Here is a 19,947-nt window from a genome sequence, read left to right as displayed (position 1 = left end):
CAGCGCGTTACGGGTAACAAGACTGTTTACTTCTGATGACACGCTGACAAGTCATACAGCCTTGAAGGCACGGTCAATACAGCACATTGCCGGTTTTTCGCATGAATATCTCAACGGTCCAGGGCCCGAAGTCGTCGAACTCACCGAGACGCTTTATGAGGGTTGTAGAAAATTATCGCTCAGTCGACAGACGGTACTCGGGTTGACCGGCAAATGGTGTCCATTACTACGGGCGTGGTTTATGCATAGCTAACGAAACGGTCACATCAGCTAATTAAGATTCAGCGTCCCAGCCGAACAGCCGCGTCAAGCTCATAGAGCTGACGTTACGGGATGTAAGCAGATCAAAAAAACCGTTTAAAGATCAATACTTCATGCTCCTGCAAGGTGCGGTAGCACAGTTGTTACTTCTGATACAGGTCTAAGCATGGATTTTGAAACAGGCGGCCCGGGTACAATGGTCGATATCAGAACACGTGACGCTCTCCAGGGGCAGGAAGCTATCCGCTTCGGCTCTTTTGTGCTGCACCCGCAGCAGCAGCTGTTGTTCAGGCACTCGCAGCCGGTACCGCTGGGCAGTCGCGCCATGTCTCTGCTGGTGGCATTCGCAACACGCCCCGGCGAACTGCTGGAAAAGGCCGAATTGCTGACACTGGCCTGGCCCAAGGCGGTGGTGGAAGAATGCAACCTGCGCGCTCAGATCGTGACGTTGCGCAGAGCGCTGGAAGAGCAGGACGATTTCACTTATATCGTCACCGTGCCAGGCAGGGGTTATCGATTCAGCGCCCCGGTGAGCGTTCAACCAGCAACCGCTCCTGCGCTACCTGCACCTGCACCTGCACCTGCAAAAGACACATTTGCTGCGGCACCGGCGATAAAGCGCCAGGTGCTTGGCCGTGACGCGCTGGTCCGGCAGTTGCATGAACTGACGCTGAAGCGTCGCTTGCTGACCTTGACCGGTCCTGGCGGCGTGGGCAAGACCACTGTGGCGCTGGCGCTGGCAGATAGCCTGGCTGCACATGCCTCGTTGAGCACCGCATTCGTCGACCTGACGCCGGTCAGCTGCGCTCAGCCTGTCGTGGGCAGGATTGCCTTCGCCCTGGGTTTAAGCACTGAAAACGAACAGCCGCTGCGTGACATCCCGCCCTCACTGGCAAAGCGGCCGCAATTGCTGGTACTGGACAACTGCGAGCATGTACTTGATGAAACCGCCTCTGCCGTAGAAGCATTATTGGCCAATGCCCCACTGTGCTGCGTAGTGGTCACCAGCCGTGAGCCCTTACGCGTTCAAGGCGAATGGGTGCATGAACTCAGCTCCCTGCAAGTACCGGACGAAAACCAGACTATCAGCGCCGAGACCGCCATTGCCTACTCGGGTGTGGAACTGTTTGTCACACGTGCCCGAGAGCAGGACCCCGCATTTGTGTTGACTGACAGCGATACCGGAGCGGTCGCAGCCATTTGCCGCAAACTGGACGGCAATCCGTTGGCAATCGAGCTGGCCGCTGCACGCGTCAGGACTTTCGGCATTGCCGATCTGGTCGGGCTGCTGGACGGCAGTTTTCGCTTGCAGATGACCGGACTGCGCACCGCGTTACCGCGTCAGCGTTCGCTAAGCGCCACGCTGGACTGGACCTACGGCATGCTCACCGGGCACGAGCAGGCACTCCTGCGTCAACTGTCCATTTTCAATGGCTCATTCACGCTTGATGGCGTCATGGCAATCGTCAATATCGGCTTGCCGGATGTACGCATGACGCTACCGATGCTGGAAAGCCTGCTCGAAAAATCCCTGCTCGGAACCTTTGACCACAGCCAGGGCAAGCGCTTTCGACTGTTGGAAACCACGCGTCTGTATGTTCATGACAAGCTCGTTCAGCTCGATGATGTGCCGCGTTTGTGCCGCGCCCACGCCCAGTGGGCACTGCGCCTGCTCAACCAGGCCAGACTCGATCTCGATCAGTTGACACAAGACGTCTGGACTCAGCGCTACGCCGCAGAGATCGACACCATTCGCGCAGCACTGACCTGGGCCTTTTCAGCCGAGGGTGATCGACAACTTGGTGTAGAACTGACCCTGAGCAGCTCGCCCCTGTGGCTCAGGCTGTCGCTGGTGCGCGAGTACCAGGACTGGGTCAGCCTCGGTACACCGCGCCACGTCGAAGAAAAGGCACAGATGGATCGTCGTCAGCGTATGCGCTTGTTGACCATGTCCGGCAGTATTTTGATGCTCACCTACGGTGCCGGGCAGAAAATGCGCGAGGTCTGGCAACAGGTCAGTGAGGATGCCGAAGAGCTCAACGACTCCGAGTACCGCCTGCGCGCTTTGTGGGGCCAGTGGAACGACCACACCTGCAGCAACAGGCACAGCAAGGGTAAGGAAGTAGCCTTGCGATTCCTCGCGCTGGGCAAGGATTACAGAATCGCCGACTGCCAGTTGCTGGGCAGGCGAATGCGCGCCACCAGCGCGTTTTACATGGGCGATATGAAAACCGCCGGGCAGGCGATCGAAGAAGCTCTGGGCGCTTCAAGGTCTGCTTCGTCAAATATCATCGACATGCATTTCGACCAGCGAATTGCCGCACAATCATTGCGTGCCCAGGTACAGTTGCTGGTTGGCAATACCGGCCAGGCGATGGTTGCCCTGGACACCAACGTGAAGCAGGCCATTGCCCTGAGTCACCCCGCGACGCTCTGGTATACCCTGGCCATCAGTGCGATCCCGGCAACGCTGATTGCAGGCACGTTGCACAAGACACGTCACTTTCTGGATGTGCTTAAAAAAAGCAGCGAACGGCAACCGCTGCATATCTGGCGTCAGTTGACCAGTTGCTATGAGAGTATCCTGCTGATTCGTGAAGGCGACCCGGCAGCAGGCGTGCCATTGCTGGGAGAAGCGCTTCAACAGCTGCGCAACCATGTGGAAACGCCGCTGTGCTCAATGCTGCATACCGAGTACGTATCAGGTCTGGCCGCGCTGCGGCTTGAACCCCTTGCGCTGGAAACGCTGGATGAAATTCACACCAACGCTGTTGAACACCATGATCGTTGGTATTTGCCGGAGATCATGAGAGTCAAGGCACAGCTGATGCTCAGTCAACCACACATTCATGCGCTGGAAGAAGTACGCAAGATGCTGACCCAGGCACTGGACATCGCTCGGCAGGACGGTACACATTTCTGGGCGTGGCGCATCAACGCTGACCTCAACCGGCTGAAAATCGCCCCCGGCACACCAGCCCATCGCCATTGCCCGGCGGTGCATTGAAACACCGCGTCAGGCGTCAGATCAGCCGCTGCGCCACCAGCGCATCGGCCACTGCCTGAAACGTATTTTCCGGCACCGGATCACCAGCTACGCTGCGCCGGGCGATCATTTCGGCGAGACTTGCGTCGGGCCAGCGGGCAATGCCCAGCGACAAGGCCTCTGCCAGCAAGGTGCTCGAATCCTGTGAGGAGGCACGACAGACCACTATCGGCACCGGTGTCTCACCGCGCACATAGCGTACGCCCACCACCCAGCCTCCGCTGTCGCCAATCACCAAGGAGGCGCGCCCCAACCCAAGCTTTGTGGCCAGTGCCTGCATTTCGCGACGCTGGCGCTGGCGTTCGCGCTTGATCATGGGGTCTCCATCAATGTCCTTGCGTTCGCGTTTCTGTTCGCTATGGCTCATTTTCATTTCACGGCCGAACAGCCAGCGTTGCATCAGCACATCTACCGCGCCGACCAGCAGAAACGCTGCAAGCACGGTGAATACCAGTGGTTTGAGGACCAGATAGAACGTCGACTCGATGCAGCCTTCGCCGCATCGCGATGACTCCATCAGGGCCTGCAGCGCCTGGCGGCCGACGACATAGAATGCCAGCGCCAGTAACACAACCTTGACCAGCCCCTTCAGAAATTCGATCAGGTTGCGCATCGCGAAAATGCGCTTGAATCCCTCGGTAGGGTTGATACGTTTGATATCCGGCTGAATCGGCTCGATCGAAAACACTACACCGCGCATGGTTACGATGTTGGTCAGGATCACCGCGCCGACAGTCACAGCCACCACAGGCACCGTAATGCCGATGACAATCTGCTCGGCGTGATCGAGCAGCCGTGGCCAGACCTCTGCAAACGGCTCGATATAGATCAGTGCGGTCAGATCTATCAGTGCCTCGACCTGCGCACGTGCCTTGGGCAGCAGCACCGAGATGCACAAGGTACACATCAGGATGACCATGCCCGACACCAGTTCCTGGCTCTTGGCAACCTGCCCCTTCTTGCGTGCATCGCGTAGCTTCTTGTCCGAGGCCGGCTGGCTTTTTTCCTCGCTCGACTCACTCATCCCGGGCCCTCGCTGGCCAGCGTTTTCAGAACCTCGACCGTTCCTCGAAATTGCGCCAGTTGGTCAATCATGACCGGAATCAGAAACCCGATATAAACCACCATCAACACCGCAAAAAACAGATTTTTGACCGGCAGTGAAAGGTCAAAAATATGCAGGCTGGGTGCCATGCGCGACAGGTAAGCGAGCATAAGATCAGTGATCAGCATCGCAATCAGCAAGGGCGCAACCATCAGCACGCCAATGCGCATCACCTGGTCGAGAATGGCCAGAATGGAGGTCAGGGCAGCGCTGCTGAACAACGGCGTGAACTCGGTAACTGGCCAGAGCTGATAGCTGTGGTAATAACCGTCGACCATCAGAATAAAGCCGCCCGACATGAAAAACAGTGTAATGAGCATGACGGTCAGCAGCGTGGCCATCACGCTCGCTTCCCCCTGCCCCAAAGGGTCGACCAGCTGTTCCATGGTAGAACCCCGCTGCAGGTCGATCAGTTCACCAGCCACCTCGGCAGCCCAGAACGGTATGCCGAACAACAGGCCGATCAGCAGCCCGATCAGCAACTCCTTGATCATCAGCCCCGCGAGGAAAAAACCGCTGTGCTCGGGCATAGAAGTGAACGCCGAGAACACCGGCAAGATCATCGGCACCGAGATCGCCACTGCCACGCAGCCACGGATCATGCCGGTCAGGCCCAAACGATTGAATGCCGGGGTAATGATCACCACACCCATCGCCCGCGAAGCTGCCAGCGATGCGGAACTGATCACCGGATAAGCGATTTCGATGAACGCATTGGTCAGATCAGCGCCCATGACGACTCATCGGGTCCACAAGGGAAAGTTGTCCAGCACCTGATTGCCCAGCTCTGCCACCTGCCCGGCCAGCAACGGCCCGACAAACACGATCACCAGCAATACCGCCACCAGCTTGACCACTTGCGGCAGTGTCTGGTCCTGGATCTGGGGCAGCGCCTGTAACAGCCCCACACTAAGGCCGACGACAATGGCCACGACCAACGCCGGAGCGGAGAGCAGCAAGACAGTCATCAGCGCCTTGTTCATCAGCGAGAGAAAAACATCCTGGCCCACAGCGTCAGCCTCCGTAGCTCAGGATCAGACCGTGCATCAGTCGTGACCAGCCACTGAGCGCCACAAACAGAAAAATCTTCAACGGAATTGAAATCAAGGTGGGCGAGACCATCGACATGCCCATCGCCATGAGCACATTGGAGACCAACAGATCGACGACCAGAAACGGGATATAGAGCAGAAAACCGATCTCGAAGGCACGGGTCAGTTCAGAGCTGACGAACGCCGGAATCAGCACCACAAGATCGTCATCGCGCAGATCGGCTCGCGCTTCGGGCGACCATATGGTTTCAGTGGCCTGGACGAAAAAACCGCGTTCGCTTTCATTGGCGAACTTCGAAAGGTGCGCCTGTAATGTCGGGCACAAGGCGCTGCCGAGTTCCTCCAGTTGCTGGACATTCTGCAGGCTCAGATCGCGGCCTTGCACCTCCCGGTACATGTCACCGATCAGCGGCGTGGTCACGTATACCGAAAGAATCAGCGCAATGCCGTAAAGCACCAGATTGGGCGGCGTCTGCTGCACGCCCAGCGCATTGCGGATCAGAAACAGCACCACGGATATCTTCATGAATCCCGTCAGCGTCACGACGGCCAGAGGAATCAAACCGATAGTAGCGACGACCAGAATGATTTCGATCAGGTTCGGCTGGTAACCGTTCATGAGGCAGTGAAACCCAGCAGTCGCACACCCAGACCGTCGCCGATACTCACCAACTCGCCACGGCCTATACGGCGGCCATTGACCATCAGGTCCACCTCATCGTGCCTCGAACCGGCCAGCGGCAACAGGCTGCCCGGCGCCATCTCGCGCAGTTGCGCCAGCGTCAGTTCAACGCTGCCCAGTTGGCAGACCAGCGTAAGCGGCAGCTCATCCAGCGAAGTATCCAGATCGGAACCGTCGGTCATTTCACTCATCGAATCGTTCCTGTTGAAAGTGTGGGAAACATAATGGGGACTGACGGTGCGCAGAGGACCCAGCCATTCGAGGGTTTCACCCTGGTGCCTGGCAACCGTCCGGTAGCGCTTGCCCAGTCGCAGCAGCACCTGCGTGTCGGCCAGGGTGTCGAGCATGACCACATCGCCCGGCACCAGACTGTGCAGCTCTGTGGTGGTTAATGGCGCCTGCCCGGCCTCGACACTCAACGTGAGCACCAATGCATCAAGCGGCTGCGGTCTTGTAACGGCGTTACGGTCGAGCAGCGCGATGACGTGCCGGGCGCTGTCAGCATTCAAATGTATTTCCAGCGTCTGTGCCTGCCCCTCATCAGGCCGCACTTCCAACGCGAGCCTGAGTGGATTTTCGAGCGGATGTGCAGGCCACGGGAGAACCTGAACAGGCTCGCCCGATAATGCTTCCAGAGGCTCGATCCAGCTCAGCCAGGCCTGCTCCAGTAACAAGGTGTCGGCCTGGGTATCGACTGACGCACCTGGCAGCCAGCCCAGCCCTGACAGCTCGAAAAGACGCGACGGAACAACGAGTTCGAGGTAGGCCTGTCCGAACCTGATGGCCACCCTCACCGGTCGGCGACACTCGCCACCTGCGCTGGCCAAGCTCACGTGCATGGCGCGCTGCCCAAGAACGATCCGCCACGATGCTGTCTGGCGATGCAACAGGTTATGCAAACTCAGCAGATCAGTATCGAACCGGGCAAGCCGGCTTCGGACTGAACCAATGCCTGGAGGCGAAGGCATTGGCTGTACGCACACCGTCATTGCTCGTCTCCAGGTGGGGACCCTTTGACGGGCAGGTCTGCCTGATCGGCCTCATCGCGCTGCTCACTGGCCCGCGCATCGTTGCGCATGCGCTGTTCGACGAGGTTCTGCCAGGCTCGGGACTTTTTCAGCTGTTCAAGGTGCGCCTGCCTGAGCCGCTTGCGTGCCTGCTCTTCAGTCTCAAGGTTCAACACCGCATTATCGGCATCGGCCTGCAATGCCTTGCGTTCGTCATGCAGTTGCTTCAAGCGCTCCTGAACGACCTTCCACTCGCTGACCGACAGGCCCTCGCTGAGCTGGCCGACCGCCTGCTCGGCCTCCTGAGCCAGTTGTTCCCGGTGCAGGCGTAACTTTTCCCGTGCCTGATCCAGCTCGGTGTGGCTATCACGGCAGCGCTCCCGTTGAGCGCCAAGATGAGCGGCAGCGCGCTGCTCACGCAACAGACGCAAGGCTTGCAGGCTGTACAGGTCGGCCTTCTTCATCGTTTTTTCCATGGAGGGTGTAGACAAAATAAATTAAACTTTCACTCCCTTGTCTGAATAGCCCTCAAGCCATGCCTAAAACCGGACGTCCTCGCTCGATTGCCGCCGAGCACTATCCCGTGCTGGTGAAACTCGCTCATGCACAGCCCTATTCCAGCCAGGCCGAATTGGCGCTCGTATTCTTCGCCGAAACCGGTATCACTGCGCATCCCGACACCTTTGCAAAAGCGTTGAAAATGGCAGGGATTACGCGTGTAAAGCAGCGGGCCAAGGGAAGTTTTCAGTCACCTGAACCTAATAAAGCCTATGGCTACAATGAAACCCACCGCCGCCAACTGCCGGAGCAGCTATATCCGAGTTGCTTGACAGATACCGAGTGGGCACTGGTCGCCGACCTGTTTGAAAGCCAGGGCGGACGAGGAGTGCCACCGCTTCACTCTCGGCGCACGTTGCTGGAAGCCTGTTGCTATGTCGTACGCACGGGGTGCTCATGGCGAATGCTACCCCGCGATTTTCCTCATTGGGACAATGTCTACAAAACGTTCCGCCGGTGGAGCGCTCAAGGCAAGTTCGAGCAAATGCATGATCGCTTGCGAGCTCAATGGCGTGAGCGGGAAGAACGCGCTGACAGCCCGTCAGCAGCGATCCTGGATTCACAGTCGACCCGCAGTTCTCCTCAAGGCGGTGACAGCGGCTACGACGCAGGCAAAAAAGTGAAGGGGCGTAAACGAAGTCTGATTGTCGATACATTGGGCCTGCTGCTGGCTGTCAGTATCAGTGCTGCAAGCGTGCAGGATCGTGACGCGGCGGATGATGCGGTGGCGTACTCGAAGGAAAAATATCCGTCACTGAGCACGCTTTTTGTTGATAGTGCGTACGCAGGAAAATGGGCACAGCGCACCCATCAACTGCACGCTATCGATGTTCAAGTGATCCGTGGCCCGAATAACAGAAGAACAGGGCAATGGCACTCTGAACAAGGCGATCTATTTTCCGTGGAGCCTGTTCAGACTGGATTTGTGGTCATGCCCAAGCGATGGGTAGTGGAGCGAACTCATGCCTGGAATGAGAGAGCTCGGCGACTGATCATGCATCATGATTGCCTTTTTGCGGTAAGCGAGGCATGGGTTTGGTTGGCCGAGGCTCGAATACTCGCGCGCCGACTCACTACATGATTTTGTCTACACCCTCATAGCAAAGACCAATCGGCGTCGAGTCGTAGAGTGAATCAGGAGCCGAATCGAAAAACGGGCTCATGCCAGCACCTTGCGCAGGCGGGCCAGAGTTTGCGCAAGGCTGTCATGTTCGGAGGGCGGCTGACGCAGAAATGCCTCAATCGGCGAATGGCGGGCAATTGCCTCGTCGGCTATCGGGTCACTGCCAGCCGCGTACTCACCCACCTGAATCAACAGTTCGATTTCCTGACGGCGGGCAATCAACTCACGCAGCCGTGATGCCAGGTGCCTGTGTTCGGCAGTCGCAATGTGGTCCATCAAGCGGCTGCGACTGCGTAAAACATCGATTGCCGGAAAGTGATCGCGCTGCGCCAGTTCGGCGCTCAGCACGATATGGCCATCAAGGATTGAGCGAGTCTCCTCGGCCACCGGGTCCATGGCCGCATCACCTTCGGTCAATACGGTGTAAAGCGCCGTGATGCTGCCCTGCGGGCCAGGGCCGGCGCGCTCCAGCAGGCGCGGCAATGCCGAGAAAAAAGAAGGCGGATAACCGCGCCGGGGCGGCGGCTCCCCCACTGCCAGACCAATTTCGCGCTGGGCACGGGCAAAACGGGTCAGGCTGTCCATCAACAAGAGCACATTGCGCCCCTGATCACGGTGATACTCAGCCAGAGTGGTCGCTACGTAAGCCGCCCTGACCCGCTCGGCGGCGGGCCGGTCAGAGGTGGCAACCACCGCCACGGTACGTGCCCGGGCCGTGGCGTCGAGTTGCCCTTCAAGCAGTTCGCGTACTTCACGGCCACGCTCGCCGATAAGCCCGATGACGATCACGTCGGCATCGCTATTGCGAACGATACTCGCCAACAAGGAAGACTTACCCACCCCCGGCTCGCCGAAAATACCCATGCGTTGCCCCTGGCCGAGGGTCAACAGGCTGTCGATAGCTCGTATGCCCAATGACAGTGGCTTGACGATTCGCTGGCGGCTGAAGGGCGCCGGAGGTTCTGCATGCAATGGATAATGCTGCATCCCGAGCGTGGCAGTCGGCGCAGGTCCGTCGAGAAACTCGCCCATAGGGCTGATCACACGACCCAGCAAGGCATCGCCAACCTGCACGCCGAGCGCCTGGCCTGTGGCGATGATCTGGGTACGCGTCGAAAGGCCCTCCATCGAGCCGATAGGCGACAGGATCGCGTCATCTTCATCGAAGCCGATAACTTCCGCCGACAGCTCTCGGCCGTTACCCGGATCGCGCAGTACACATAATTCTCCGATGCCTACGCCGGCGACGCTGGCGCGCAGCAACACGCCACGAATACTGCGCAGCGTCCCACGCATGGGCCTGGGCTGGGCGAATTGCAAGCGCAAACCGAGGTTGGGCAGCAGCGTCGTCAGGGCCTCAGTCATCGCGATCACCTTCTGCCAGCGGCAACAACGCACGGCGCAGGTTATCCAGCTGGGCCTCCAGCCCGAGTTCCACGGACCCCGCCGGGCCACCCAACCGCGCCTGCCCTGCTTCGAGCTGGTCATCGCCTTCGATACTCAGCGAATGCAAGGGCAACGGCGCATGGGCCAGGTGCTGGCGCAGACCTTCAACTTCAGTGCCGGGTACATGCAGAGTCAACGCCTGATCCTGACGAAACGCTGCCAACGCCTGCGCAGTACAACGCAACAGCCGCTCGCGCTCGTCAATCTCTCCCAGTACCTGTCGGGCGATACCCAGTGCCAGTTCAGCCAGCGAAGTTTCCAGCCCGGCCAGGTAGCGGTCGACCTCGGCGCTGGTCTGTGCCAGCAATGCAGCGGCCCGTTCAGCGCCCTCCTGTCTGGCATGCTCGAAGCCTTCGGCGCGAGCCTGTTCGAGCCATTGCGCGCTGTTTTCCCGCACGCAACGAGCCTCTTCATGCGCGGCTTCGATGAAGGCAAATCCGTCGATCCAGCGAGCGGCGTCGGCAGCACGCAACACCCGGGAGCCTGGTCGTGTTGGCAGATCACTCATGGCTGCTGATCTCCGTCAAGTGTCGAGCAACGGTTTGCACCACCGTCACCTGTTTCGCATCATCCGGTGCAGCGTGCACAGGTTCAGCCAGACGCAGTCGCAGCCAGGCCTGCAGCGGTGCAGGACGGGACTGCAGCCAGGCGGCCACACAGGCAGCACCATCGCGATCAATGGCCTGGAGCAACTCGGCAGGTGTACGCAATAGATCGGCCGCACCGGCCAGATGCCGATGAGTGAGGGCCAGCGAGAATGTGTCGTTACCCAGCAGGCGACGGTACTCACTGACCACTTCGCCACGAATTTCCCGACTCAGCGTTGCCGCGTGCCAGACCGCACCACACAGGCGTGTCAAATGCGAAAAATCGCTTTCGCTCAGCAGCAGTACCGCCAGATCCTGTTCCGCAGGCAGGTCCAGCTGCGCCAGCGGCTGTAGCTTGAAATGTCCGGTCAGCAATTGTTCAAGGCGTGCGGTAAAGCGCGGTGAATCGTGTAACGCTGCAAGTCGGGCAGCATCAATGTCACGTTCAAGGCATTCGGCCAGACAGCGCTCGCGGACAAAGGCCAAGGGACGTTCGGCCAGTGCGTGCCACTGGCTGGTCAGCGCCGTATTCATGACGCTTCACTCAACACGTATGAGCCCTCGCCCCGGCGTCGCTGCCAGAACTGTCGGCCCAGCAGTCCGGCAAGCACCAGCGCAACCAGCAGCAGAGTGCCAAACAGCCAGCGTGCCGCTGGCAGGTCATCTTCAAGCATCCACAGGCCCAGGAAACTGCCCAACTGCGGCTGGGCACTGGCCTTGTCGGGAATGACTGCCTTTATCGCCGTGACTGAAACACCGTCGTAGCCCAGCCCGGAGATGCCGTTGGCAACCAGCGTCTTGATCTGCGGGATCAGCACATTGATGTCGGTTCGCGGGTCAAAACGGACCAGCACCGATGCCGAGGACGGCGAAATCACCCGTTTGAGTAAATCATTGTCAGGCAGCACCACATGCACCCGCGCGGACAGAATGCCATCTATCTGCGAAACGGTATGGGACAGCTCCTCACTCAGCGCATACACCATCTGCGCGCGCTCCTGCACTGGCGAGGACACCAGGCCATTGCCCTTGAAAACCTCTCCCATATTGGAAAAGCTCTGCCCCGGCAGGCCTGCGTCATCCAGTGCCGCCATCGCCTGGGCAAAGCGCTTTTCGTCGACCATCACCTTGAGCTGACCGTTGTCCTGAACCTTGCGCGAGGCCGGGATGCCATCACGCAACAGCACCGCCAGCATGGCGTTGGCCTCACGCTCGCCGAGGTTGGTGTAAAGATCGATATCGCAGGCCTGCAACAGGCTGGCAAGCGTCGCCACTATCAACAGGCGCAAGACACGGCGGCGTTTGGGCATGGTTCATTGACCTTTTAGAAGGGTGTTGGCAGAGCCGGATATCTGGGTTGCCCCGCGTACCACCATCTGGGTTTCGATGGAGTAATCGAACATCCGTCCAAGCGACTGGACGATGCGATCGACCTGCGGCTCACCTACTTTGCCCGGCGCCTGGACAGCGCTGGTGGCTGGGCTCGGAGCATGATTGGCGGACTGCAGCGCATTACCCTGGGTCAGCGCATCGGCCCGCTCTGAGAACTGCCGCGAGCGGTCAATAAAACCATCCAGTCGCTCCATCAGGTTGCTACCGATCTGATGCGGGCTGGCACCCTGCGGCATGCCTTTGGAAGTCTCGGCCATGTGTTCGAAGAGGTTCTGGGAAGCCTGCGGAACCCCGCCTCCTCCCGGCGAAGGCAAGGCAGCCGCCGCCGGTGATGCAGCTGGATTGACGGTCATGGTCGGAACCTATTCAGAGTCGTCGTCAGACTGGGCTTCGTTGAGCATTTCCTGAGCGCGCGGCATGATGCCAATGGTGACCGCCTGGGTAATCAGGGCATCGTTGAACTCACTGTCGCTGGCAGCCTGCTCGGCATTTTCGACGGCGGCGTTGAAGCGCGATTCCTGACTGGAAACATTGATGTCTACATTGCTGTCTACGGCGTTGATGGACATGGGTAGTGCTCCTTCTTCGGTTTACTGACGGTCGGTAGCGACTTGAGTGACGACACCGCCACGAAACACCCGCACGCCGCGCTCACGCACTACAGGGGCGACCTCGGCGGCAGGTTGACGATCCACATGGTGCTGAATCTGCGCCAGCCAGGCTGGCGGCCCTGAAACAAAAAGGCTGTCGCTGTCGGGGCTGACGCGGCTGGACATCGGCTGGCCGGACACTTCCAGCCGCGCCATATAACGCTGCAACTCTTCAAGCCGCGGCCCTTGCAGGTCGAACACACGGGTGGCGACCTCATCGGCACCGGCGATGTGCAGTACGTTGCCGTCGAAGTACCAGCTCAGTTGATTCGCATCGCACAAGCGGGTGAGAAACTCACCGGCATCTTCGCCACGTACCGTGCCTCGTGCGTTGCCCCGGACCTTCTCGGAAAACACCACGATCAGGCCAAGGTGTTGACCGAACTCAGTCAGCGCACCGCGAATATCCTGATCAACCAACACGTAGGCGTAAGGCTCTGAGAACCAGTCGGGCTGGCGCTCCGAGGCGGCCTTAAGCACGCCGGATAACAGGCACAGCAGGATCAGCATCAGCAATTTTGAAACTGGCGGGTCAGCCCTGAAGTGCTTCATGGCGCCCTCCGTGACAATGCGACGGCCGCTGGCAGACACGCTTCAGAAAACGGTCGCTATTCAGCGCAGGGGCTATAAAATGGCGCTCGCCCTCAAAGGCTGTCGACGGCTGATACGCCTCGCCCCGCCCCCTTTCACAAGAGCCTTGCCCATGCCACCTCGTTCCGTCCCCACGTTGTTGTTGCTCGGCTGCCTGAGTCTGGCGGCGTGTTCGACTCAGCCCAAATCCGACGCCAGCTACGAGCGCTTCATGCAACTGGCCGCCGACCTGGAGAAACGCGGCGACTTGACGACGGCAGCGTCGTTCTACCAGCGCGCCACGCAGCAGCCCGAAGCGGGTGTCGAGGCGTGGCGCAAACTCGGTGCAGCCCTGCTCGTCAGCAACGACACGCGTGGCGCAGAGCGCGCTTATCAGCGGGCGCTTGAGCTGAAAGCCGATGACCCGGATGCGCTGCTGGGCCTGGGTACTGCGCAGTTGCGTCAGGGTAAGCTGGAACGCGCCATCACTGCGCTGACCCAGGCCGCCGACGCGTTGCAGCAGCCACAGGCCTGGAACCGTCTGGGCATCGCGCACATTCTGAGTGGCCAGGCCGACGCTGCTCAAAGCGCCTTCGGCACCAGCCTGCGACTGGCCCCGAACGACCTCGACATCCGATGCAATCTGGCCTTGGCATACGCCCTGGGCGATGACGACCAGAAGGCCCTGGAGACCATCCGCAGCGTCAGCCAGTCGCCCCTTGCGCAACCGCGGCATCAACGCAACCAGCTGCTGGTCATGGTCCTGGCCGGAAAAGAGAAAGATCTCAAAAACATGACCTTCGACGATATCACCAAGGCCGAACGCGGCAAGCTGATCGCCGAAGCCCGGCGTGTCAAGGCCATACCGGACCGCGCCGAGCAGGCTCGTGAACTGGGGCTGATTGACGCTAACTGAGGTCATCGGGCCTCCTGTGTGTCAGTGCTGGCCTGTTGCTCCGCCTGACGCCGACGCAGCTCTTCGCGGTCATACCCGTCGATGTAAACCTGCGCGGCGCGCCCGACCGGTGCAGCCATGACAGGCCCGGTGTCACGGCCGTGCATGACATCTGCGCGCTGCTCGACCATTTGCAGCAGAATCAGGTTGCCGGCACAGCCCGGCGGCAACAATGGCTGAAAATCCTCACCTACACCGATCTCGTCCTGTGCAGCCGGTTGCACACAGGCCTGGGGCACCAGCTCCATACGGCCACCGGCACGGGTGATCGCCGCATAATCCGGTGAATAGCTCACTGGGTCGAGGTGGGTCTTGCAGCCTGCCAGCAGACACAAAAGCATCAGAACCGGCGGGCGTGACATAGCGCAGATGAGGTTCATGGCCATTCCCTTTCAGTTCATGTAAAAGACGAATGCGCCACCACTGCGCGGACCTGCCGACGCGGTGCTGGCGGCGCGCTGTTTGTCCAGCGGCGTCGCCACCACGCGATCCTTGACCGGCTCGACCAGATACGGGGTGATCAGAATCACCAGTTCGGTTTCGTTGCGCTGAAAGCGCTTGGAGCGGAATAGATTGCCCAGAATCGGCATGTCGCCCAGCATCGGCACTTTGTCCATGTCCTGGCTGCTTTCACGCTGGAACAGCCCGGCAATGGCAAACGTCTGACCACTGCCGACTTCCACACGAGTGTCGGCACGCCGTACCCGAAACGACGGCACCTGATAGCCGTTAACGTCCAGTGTGGTGGTACTCATCAGGCTGCTGACCTCGGGACGCACCTGCAACGCAATGCGCCCGTTGGGCAGCAGCGTCGGGCTGAACAGCAACGACACGCCGTAAGGCTTGTATTCGATACCGACGACTTCGCGGTTGACCGGCACCGGCACTGCCACTTCACCGCCAGCCAGAAAGCTCGCAGTCTGCCCGGTCATGGCGGTAATGTTCGGCTCGGCCAGAACTTCGAGCACACCGTTGCTTTGCAGCGCCTCCAGCATCGCGTCGATGTTGACATTGCCCGACGCAAGCCCGGCGCTGATTACGTTCGATGCGCCGCCCGCTGCATCGGCGGCCAAAGCGCCCCCCGTCAGCAAGCCGAATGAAAAAGTGCCGTTATTGAACAAGGCATTCCAGTTCACGCCATAGCGCAACAGCTCGGAGCGCGAGACTTCAGCGAAACGCACGCGGATATTCACCTGCGCCGACCCTGCGTAAGTGGCACTGTTTACCGTCGACTGAAAGTTCTGCCCCTCGGTGCTCAGCAAGGCATTAAGATCGGTTGCTTCACCGACATCCTGCACGGAGCCACTGGCAATCACCCGGCTGCCGGAGGCATTGATCCGCGCCTGACTCTGCGGGTGCAACGCCTTGAGCGGGCGTGTCACAGCAGCAGTGCCGCTGCTTACCGCCAGACTCAACGCAGCGGTCTCCCGGCCGTCGCTGTCCAGGGCAATCAGACTGGTCTGCCCTGCGGCCTTGCCGAACACGTAGATCACGCCGGGTGACACCACCTGCAAGTCGGCAATACCCGGCTCGGCCACCATCACCGAGTCCACGGGGGCTGAAAAATGCAGAACGCGGCCTTCACCGATGGCCAGATCGACTGTGCCTTTGGCTCCTTTGGCAATGTTTTCGGCAAATGAACCTGTGCCAATGAGCAACGCGCCCACACCCACGAGAAACATCCGGATTACGCTTACTGAGGTCATGAGGCAGTCGCCAGAGGAGTGACAGCACCGGCCCTGGATTCCGGGCGTGCAAGGACATCGGTCAGGCTGACAGTGCCGACCGCTTGAAGGTTGTATTCACTGGCCAGTTCACGAAAGGACAGAACCGCCAGTTGCAGCTCGCCGCGCACGATGAGACGGCGCATACACCGACGCAGCTCCGAATGCACAAGCAACACCGTCAAATCATGTTCCGGCAGCATGTCGCACAGGCGACGCAGCTGTACGAGTACGGTCCGGCCGATGTCATCGGGCAGCGAATCACGGCTCTTTTCCTGGCGAGCCAGCGTGGCGCGCAGTTGTTCTTCGAGCGCAGGTGCCAGTACAAAGGCGCTGATCACCCGGTTGCGATCGGCATACTGATGACTGATCTGCCGCGCAAGTCCTGCGCGCAGATGCTCGGTCAGTCTGCCCGCGTCAGATTCAATACTGCCCCACTCCACCATCGACTCCAGCAGGCCGCGACGGCTGCGTATCGATACCCCTTCAGAGACCAGCAAACGCAAGGCCTCTGCGATACGTTGCAGCGGCAGAATGCGCAGCACTTCCTTGATCAGCTCACCGTACTTACCCTCAAGCTGTTCCAGCATCAGGCGGGTTTCCTGAATACCCAGAAAGTCGGCGGCATAACGGCGCAACGTACGGTCCAGTACTTCGCGCAACACTTCATCGGCGAACAGAAAACCAATACCGGCGTCCTGCAAACGGTCCGCGTGCTCACGCCCTGCCCAGCGGCCGGGACGGGAACCGATCGGCGAAGGCGCTTCAAAGGTTTCGACAGAAACCAGTTGTGCATGCACCGGATCGTCCTGCAGCAAAAGCGCCATGCCGCTGAATTCGCCCTCACTGACGGGTACACCTTCAAGCTCGACCTGGAAACGATCGACTGGCAGGCTGCGGTCCAGATAAACCTCGGGCAGCGGCACCTCGACACCCAGATTGATACGAATGTCGTGACACAACGCTTCGATACGCTGACGCAGAGGCTGCAACGGGGCGGCCTCGGCCAATCCGGTTCCGATACTCAGCAGCACCTGGCTGTCGCGTGGCCGCTCGGCGCTTTCCAAGGCATCTTCCGCGGCATCGTTCGAAGCCCCGGAAGCGCCAGAGGATGCCCCGGGCTCGGCCATCGTTTCATGCTCTTGCAGCTCGTCCTTGACCAGTGACCGGGCGGCACGACGATCCCGGCGCCAGAGCACAAACGCGCTGCCGCCCAGCACGGCGGCCAGACCGACAAACACCAGCAACGGAAACCCCGGCAGCATGCCTACGCCCAGCAGAATCAGCGCAGTCAGACCCAGCGCACGATGGCTGGCGCTCAGCTGCCTGACAATCTCGGTGACCAGGTCACGCTCTTCGCCGTCGCTGTTGACGCGGGTCACCACGGTCCCTGCGGCTACGGAAATCAACAGTGCCGGGATCTGCGCAATGAGCCCGTCACCGACGGTCAGTAACGAATAGACATGCGCGGCTTCGGCGAACGGCATACCGCGCTGGACCATGCCGATCATCATGCCGCCCAGCAGGTTGACGAACAGAATCACCAACCCGGCAATGGCATCACCCTTGACGAACTTCATGGCGCCGTCCATAGCTCCGAACATCTGGCTTTCACGCTCCAGGCGTGAACGACGACGTCTGGCCTCGAACGGGTCGATGTCACCGTTGCGCAAGTCGTTATCAATGCTCATCTGCTTGCCGGGCATCGCATCCAGGGTAAAACGCGCAGCGACTTCGGCGACCCGTTCAGCACCCTTGGTAATGACCACGAACTGGGCAACTGTAATGATCAGAAATACGACCAGCCCCACAACGACCTGACCGGCAATCACGAAATCACCGAACGCCTTGACGATATGACCAGCATTGCCGTCCAGCAGAATCAGGCGAGTGGTGGTGATCGAGAGCGACAAACGAAACAGCGTGCTGAGCAGGATCAGCGGCGGCAGCGCGGAAAACTCCACAGAGTGGTTGATGTAGAACGCGACGATGAGAATCAGCAGGCTCAGGGCGATGTTGACTCCGATCAGCGCGTCCACCAGATAAGTCGGCATCGGAATGATCATCATCGCAATAGCCATCAGCATGAACGCAACGATGATCACATCTGTGCGTTTAGACGCAGTTACCGCCAGGCGATTCAGGGCATTCATGAGGGTCATTGCGCAGCCCTCCGGGCTTCCAGGTAGCGTCTGAAGCATTGCCGCGCGTCGTCCTTGCGGCCGGCCTTCCACAACGCGCGGCTACGCAACAGAAGCAGCGCGGCGCTCTCGCCTTGCTGCTCGACCAACCTGTCGAGTGCCGCAATGGCCCGGTCGGTGTCTCCGCTGTCGGTGAACGCCAGCACCAGGCTGTGCAGCAGCGCACTGTTCGTCGGTGCCAGCTGTATCGCAATCAGCAACATCACCAGTGCACGTTGTGGCTGGCCACTGCGCCGGTACAGATCACCCATACCGTGGAGCAACTCTATGCATTCGCGATCCTGACTGATGCTCATGACTGCACCTCGGCGCGTTGCTGTTCCAATAGCAGCCGCATGTCGATCTCTTCACGAATCACGTCTTCGGCGAGTTCGCGGATCTCCGGTTCGGCGTCCAGTGCCGGTAATACTTCGTCCAGCACATAGCGCAGTACTTGTAGCGAACGCGCTGTGCCAAAAAGCTGCGCATTGACACCAGAAGCCTGCCCGGTCTGCTCCAGCTCGCCACGCAACGACCGACGAACCTTGCGCTCGCGCTGATCAAGCAGCGCTTCGAAACGGGTTCCCTGACGCGGCTGCGCCGGAGCAACACGCTCGACAGCGGGCAAAGAATCGGCTGAAGGCGGCGCTACGGGCCGCAGATCGACTTTCATAAAGTGAAGGCAAACCTTTCATCACCGCGTACAAGGCGGACCTGATTGCCCTCAATGCTCTCCAGCCTCCAGTTGTCGGGTAACAGTGCGCCGGGGTAGACACGCTTTCCATGCTCATCGATCACGTAGGGATTGCGACCGAACCACACCGCCTGAAAACGCACGCGAGGTGCCGCAAGCGCCGTGCTTGCCTGCACGTTGGGCGTCAAGACAATATGCTGGCCAAACCGAGTATCAAAGGCCTGTTGAATCTGCAGCCAACTGCTTTTTTGGGCAGCGGGAAAAGCGCCCTCAACACTGAGCTGCCCGCCCTGTTCCTCAACCCGCAATTGCGTGAGCCTGGCGTCCTGCAGCGCACCCTCAAGCCAGCTTCGGGCCTGGGTCAGTGTGGGGGCGCTCTTGACGGGCGTTGACGAACCAGGGACGGAATCTGCAATGGAGTGCCGGGCCGACTCGGCAGGTGCACGAAAAGCAAATGCAGTGGCACATGTCACCAGCAACAAAAGTGCAGCCAGTGCTGGCCATTTAAGCAGCACCAGGCGGCGGGACACAGCGGGGATGGGTCGGGCACTTTGTGTGCTGCGCAAGCACAGCCTGCTCTGTCCGACCAGCAACTCGACAGGCAAGGAGATGCGTTGACCATGGCCGACGTTGACAACCCGACGTTGGCCAAGGCTGTCGAAAACCGTCACATCGTCGCCCAAGGCTTCTATTGCGACGTGTTCGACGGAGAATCGCAGACGAACATGTTGCTCGGCCACATCAGCATCGCCCAGCACAAGGTCGGCCGGAGCAGCACTGCCAATCACATAGACAGGGTTGTCCAGGAGCAGCGAAACGCCCTGATGCAAACCATGAAGAATTTCGAGCCGGGCTACGCCGCTTTCCTGCACAGAAGCGTCGGGCGTTCCGCTCAATGAGATCAAGGCTGCCATG

22 protein-coding genes are annotated in these 19,947 nt (G+C 59.8%); 3 read left to right on the top strand and 19 right to left on the bottom strand.

Going from position 1 to position 19,947, the window contains the following annotated elements:
* Nucleotides 1–427: 427 nt before the first annotated feature.
* On the top strand, nucleotides 428–3,268 hold the full coding sequence (locus FFH21_RS13485; protein ID WP_041924547.1) for a winged helix-turn-helix domain-containing protein: 2,841 nt from the start codon (nucleotides 428–430) through the stop codon (nucleotides 3,266–3,268).
* A gap of 16 nt (nucleotides 3,269–3,284) precedes the next feature.
* Here FFH21_RS13485 and FFH21_RS13480 read toward each other — a convergent pair whose 3' ends face one another.
* Genes FFH21_RS13480 through FFH21_RS13455 form a run of 6 tightly spaced genes read right to left on the bottom strand, consistent with a single transcriptional unit; the run spans nucleotide 3,285 to nucleotide 7,617 of the window.
* Complete coding sequence (locus FFH21_RS13480; RefSeq protein ID WP_011168641.1) at nucleotides 3,285–4,331, bottom strand: EscU/YscU/HrcU family type III secretion system export apparatus switch protein; 1,047 nt, start codon at nucleotides 4,329–4,331, stop codon at nucleotides 3,285–3,287.
* A complete protein-coding gene (gene sctT, locus FFH21_RS13475) occupies nucleotides 4,328–5,146 on the bottom strand; it encodes a type III secretion system export apparatus subunit SctT (RefSeq protein WP_004643252.1) in 819 nt (272 codons plus the stop codon). The genes FFH21_RS13480 and sctT overlap by 4 nt, the downstream gene beginning before the upstream one ends.
* Nucleotides 5,147–5,152: 6 nt before the next feature.
* The gene (locus FFH21_RS13470) at nucleotides 5,153–5,422 is read right to left on the bottom strand and encodes an EscS/YscS/HrcS family type III secretion system export apparatus protein (RefSeq protein ID WP_011168640.1); all 270 of its coding nucleotides are present in this window, start codon (nucleotides 5,420–5,422) and stop codon (nucleotides 5,153–5,155) included.
* Nucleotides 5,423–5,426: 4 nt separating this feature from the next.
* The gene (gene sctR, locus FFH21_RS13465) at nucleotides 5,427–6,083 is read right to left on the bottom strand and encodes a type III secretion system export apparatus subunit SctR (RefSeq protein WP_011168639.1); all 657 of its coding nucleotides are present in this window, start codon (nucleotides 6,081–6,083) and stop codon (nucleotides 5,427–5,429) included.
* Nucleotides 6,080–7,135, bottom strand: a complete 1,056-nt coding sequence (gene sctQ / locus FFH21_RS13460) for a type III secretion system cytoplasmic ring protein SctQ (RefSeq protein ID WP_041924546.1) — start codon at nucleotides 7,133–7,135, stop codon at nucleotides 6,080–6,082. Before sctQ ends, sctR begins: the two co-directional genes overlap by 4 nt.
* Nucleotides 7,132–7,617 (bottom strand): hypothetical protein, encoded by a 486-nt coding sequence (locus tag FFH21_RS13455; RefSeq protein WP_004658170.1) that lies wholly within the window; start codon nucleotides 7,615–7,617, stop codon nucleotides 7,132–7,134. The genes sctQ and FFH21_RS13455 overlap by 4 nt, the downstream gene beginning before the upstream one ends.
* Before the next feature lie 71 nt (nucleotides 7,618–7,688).
* Between FFH21_RS13455 and FFH21_RS13450 the strand changes: the two genes are divergently transcribed.
* Nucleotides 7,689–8,792, top strand: coding sequence for an IS5-like element ISPsy19 family transposase (locus FFH21_RS13450; protein WP_004665003.1), 1,104 nt, complete (start codon nucleotides 7,689–7,691; stop codon nucleotides 8,790–8,792).
* Between the two features lie 78 nt (nucleotides 8,793–8,870).
* On the opposite strand, the gene FFH21_RS13445 is transcribed toward FFH21_RS13450, so the two are convergent.
* From FFH21_RS13445 to FFH21_RS13415, 7 genes are read right to left on the bottom strand one after another with little or no spacing between them, the layout of a single operon-like run.
* Nucleotides 8,871–10,199 carry a FliI/YscN family ATPase gene (locus FFH21_RS13445; RefSeq protein WP_011168636.1) on the bottom strand — a complete coding sequence of 443 codons (1,329 nt, stop codon included), beginning with the start codon at nucleotides 10,197–10,199 and terminating at the stop codon, nucleotides 8,871–8,873.
* Nucleotides 10,192–10,788, bottom strand: coding sequence for a FliH/SctL family protein (locus FFH21_RS13440; RefSeq protein ID WP_004665002.1), 597 nt, complete (start codon nucleotides 10,786–10,788; stop codon nucleotides 10,192–10,194). The genes FFH21_RS13445 and FFH21_RS13440 overlap by 8 nt, the downstream gene beginning before the upstream one ends.
* Nucleotides 10,781–11,401, bottom strand: a complete 621-nt coding sequence (locus FFH21_RS13435) for a hypothetical protein (protein WP_004660815.1) — start codon at nucleotides 11,399–11,401, stop codon at nucleotides 10,781–10,783. Before FFH21_RS13435 ends, FFH21_RS13440 begins: the two co-directional genes overlap by 8 nt.
* Nucleotides 11,398–12,177: a type III secretion system inner membrane ring lipoprotein SctJ gene (gene sctJ, locus FFH21_RS13430; protein WP_004660817.1), complete on the bottom strand. Its 780-nt coding sequence runs from the start codon at nucleotides 12,175–12,177 to the stop codon at nucleotides 11,398–11,400. The genes FFH21_RS13435 and sctJ overlap by 4 nt, the downstream gene beginning before the upstream one ends.
* A 3-nt stretch (nucleotides 12,178–12,180) precedes the next feature.
* On the bottom strand, nucleotides 12,181–12,612 hold the full coding sequence (locus FFH21_RS13425) for a hypothetical protein (RefSeq protein ID WP_002553573.1): 432 nt from the start codon (nucleotides 12,610–12,612) through the stop codon (nucleotides 12,181–12,183).
* Nucleotides 12,613–12,621: 9 nt separating this feature from the next.
* Nucleotides 12,622–12,828 (bottom strand): hypothetical protein, encoded by a 207-nt coding sequence (locus tag FFH21_RS13420; RefSeq protein ID WP_011168635.1) that lies wholly within the window; start codon nucleotides 12,826–12,828, stop codon nucleotides 12,622–12,624.
* Nucleotides 12,829–12,849: 21 nt separating this feature from the next.
* Complete coding sequence (locus tag FFH21_RS13415) at nucleotides 12,850–13,461, bottom strand: hypothetical protein (protein WP_011168634.1); 612 nt, start codon at nucleotides 13,459–13,461, stop codon at nucleotides 12,850–12,852.
* Nucleotides 13,462–13,612: 151 nt separating this feature from the next.
* On the opposite strand from FFH21_RS13415, the gene FFH21_RS13410 reads away from it, so the two are divergent.
* On the top strand, nucleotides 13,613–14,395 hold the full coding sequence (locus tag FFH21_RS13410) for a tetratricopeptide repeat protein (RefSeq protein WP_004664998.1): 783 nt from the start codon (nucleotides 13,613–13,615) through the stop codon (nucleotides 14,393–14,395).
* Nucleotides 14,396–14,397: 2 nt separating this feature from the next.
* Here the strand turns inward: FFH21_RS13410 and FFH21_RS13405 are convergent, their stop codons facing one another.
* Genes FFH21_RS13405 through FFH21_RS13380 form a run of 6 tightly spaced genes read right to left on the bottom strand, consistent with a single transcriptional unit; the run spans nucleotide 14,398 to nucleotide 19,946 of the window.
* Nucleotides 14,398–14,814 carry a hypothetical protein gene (locus FFH21_RS13405; RefSeq protein ID WP_004667671.1) on the bottom strand — a complete coding sequence of 139 codons (417 nt, stop codon included), beginning with the start codon at nucleotides 14,812–14,814 and terminating at the stop codon, nucleotides 14,398–14,400.
* 12 nt (nucleotides 14,815–14,826) lie between these two features.
* Nucleotides 14,827–16,140 (bottom strand): type II and III secretion system protein family protein, encoded by a 1,314-nt coding sequence (locus FFH21_RS13400; protein ID WP_011168632.1) that lies wholly within the window; start codon nucleotides 16,138–16,140, stop codon nucleotides 14,827–14,829.
* Nucleotides 16,137–18,320, bottom strand: coding sequence for a type III secretion system export apparatus subunit SctV (gene sctV, locus FFH21_RS13395; protein ID WP_011168631.1), 2,184 nt, complete (start codon nucleotides 18,318–18,320; stop codon nucleotides 16,137–16,139). The genes FFH21_RS13400 and sctV overlap by 4 nt, the downstream gene beginning before the upstream one ends.
* Nucleotides 18,317–18,655, bottom strand: a complete 339-nt coding sequence (locus FFH21_RS13390; protein WP_002553567.1) for a M48 family metallopeptidase — start codon at nucleotides 18,653–18,655, stop codon at nucleotides 18,317–18,319. Before FFH21_RS13390 ends, sctV begins: the two co-directional genes overlap by 4 nt.
* On the bottom strand, nucleotides 18,652–19,011 hold the full coding sequence (locus FFH21_RS13385; RefSeq protein ID WP_004660832.1) for a hypothetical protein: 360 nt from the start codon (nucleotides 19,009–19,011) through the stop codon (nucleotides 18,652–18,654). The genes FFH21_RS13390 and FFH21_RS13385 overlap by 4 nt, the downstream gene beginning before the upstream one ends.
* Nucleotides 19,008–19,946, bottom strand: coding sequence for an FHA domain-containing protein (locus FFH21_RS13380; RefSeq protein ID WP_011168630.1), 939 nt, complete (start codon nucleotides 19,944–19,946; stop codon nucleotides 19,008–19,010). The genes FFH21_RS13385 and FFH21_RS13380 overlap by 4 nt, the downstream gene beginning before the upstream one ends.
* Nucleotide 19,947 lies beyond the last annotated feature (1 nt).

It is taken from the genome of Pseudomonas sp. KBS0707, assembly GCF_005937945.2.
GTDB classification, from domain to species: Bacteria; Pseudomonadota; Gammaproteobacteria; order Pseudomonadales; family Pseudomonadaceae; genus Aquipseudomonas; species Aquipseudomonas amygdali.
The sequence above is the reverse complement of the archived record's forward strand: the minus strand, read 5'-3'. Positions and strand labels throughout refer to the sequence as shown.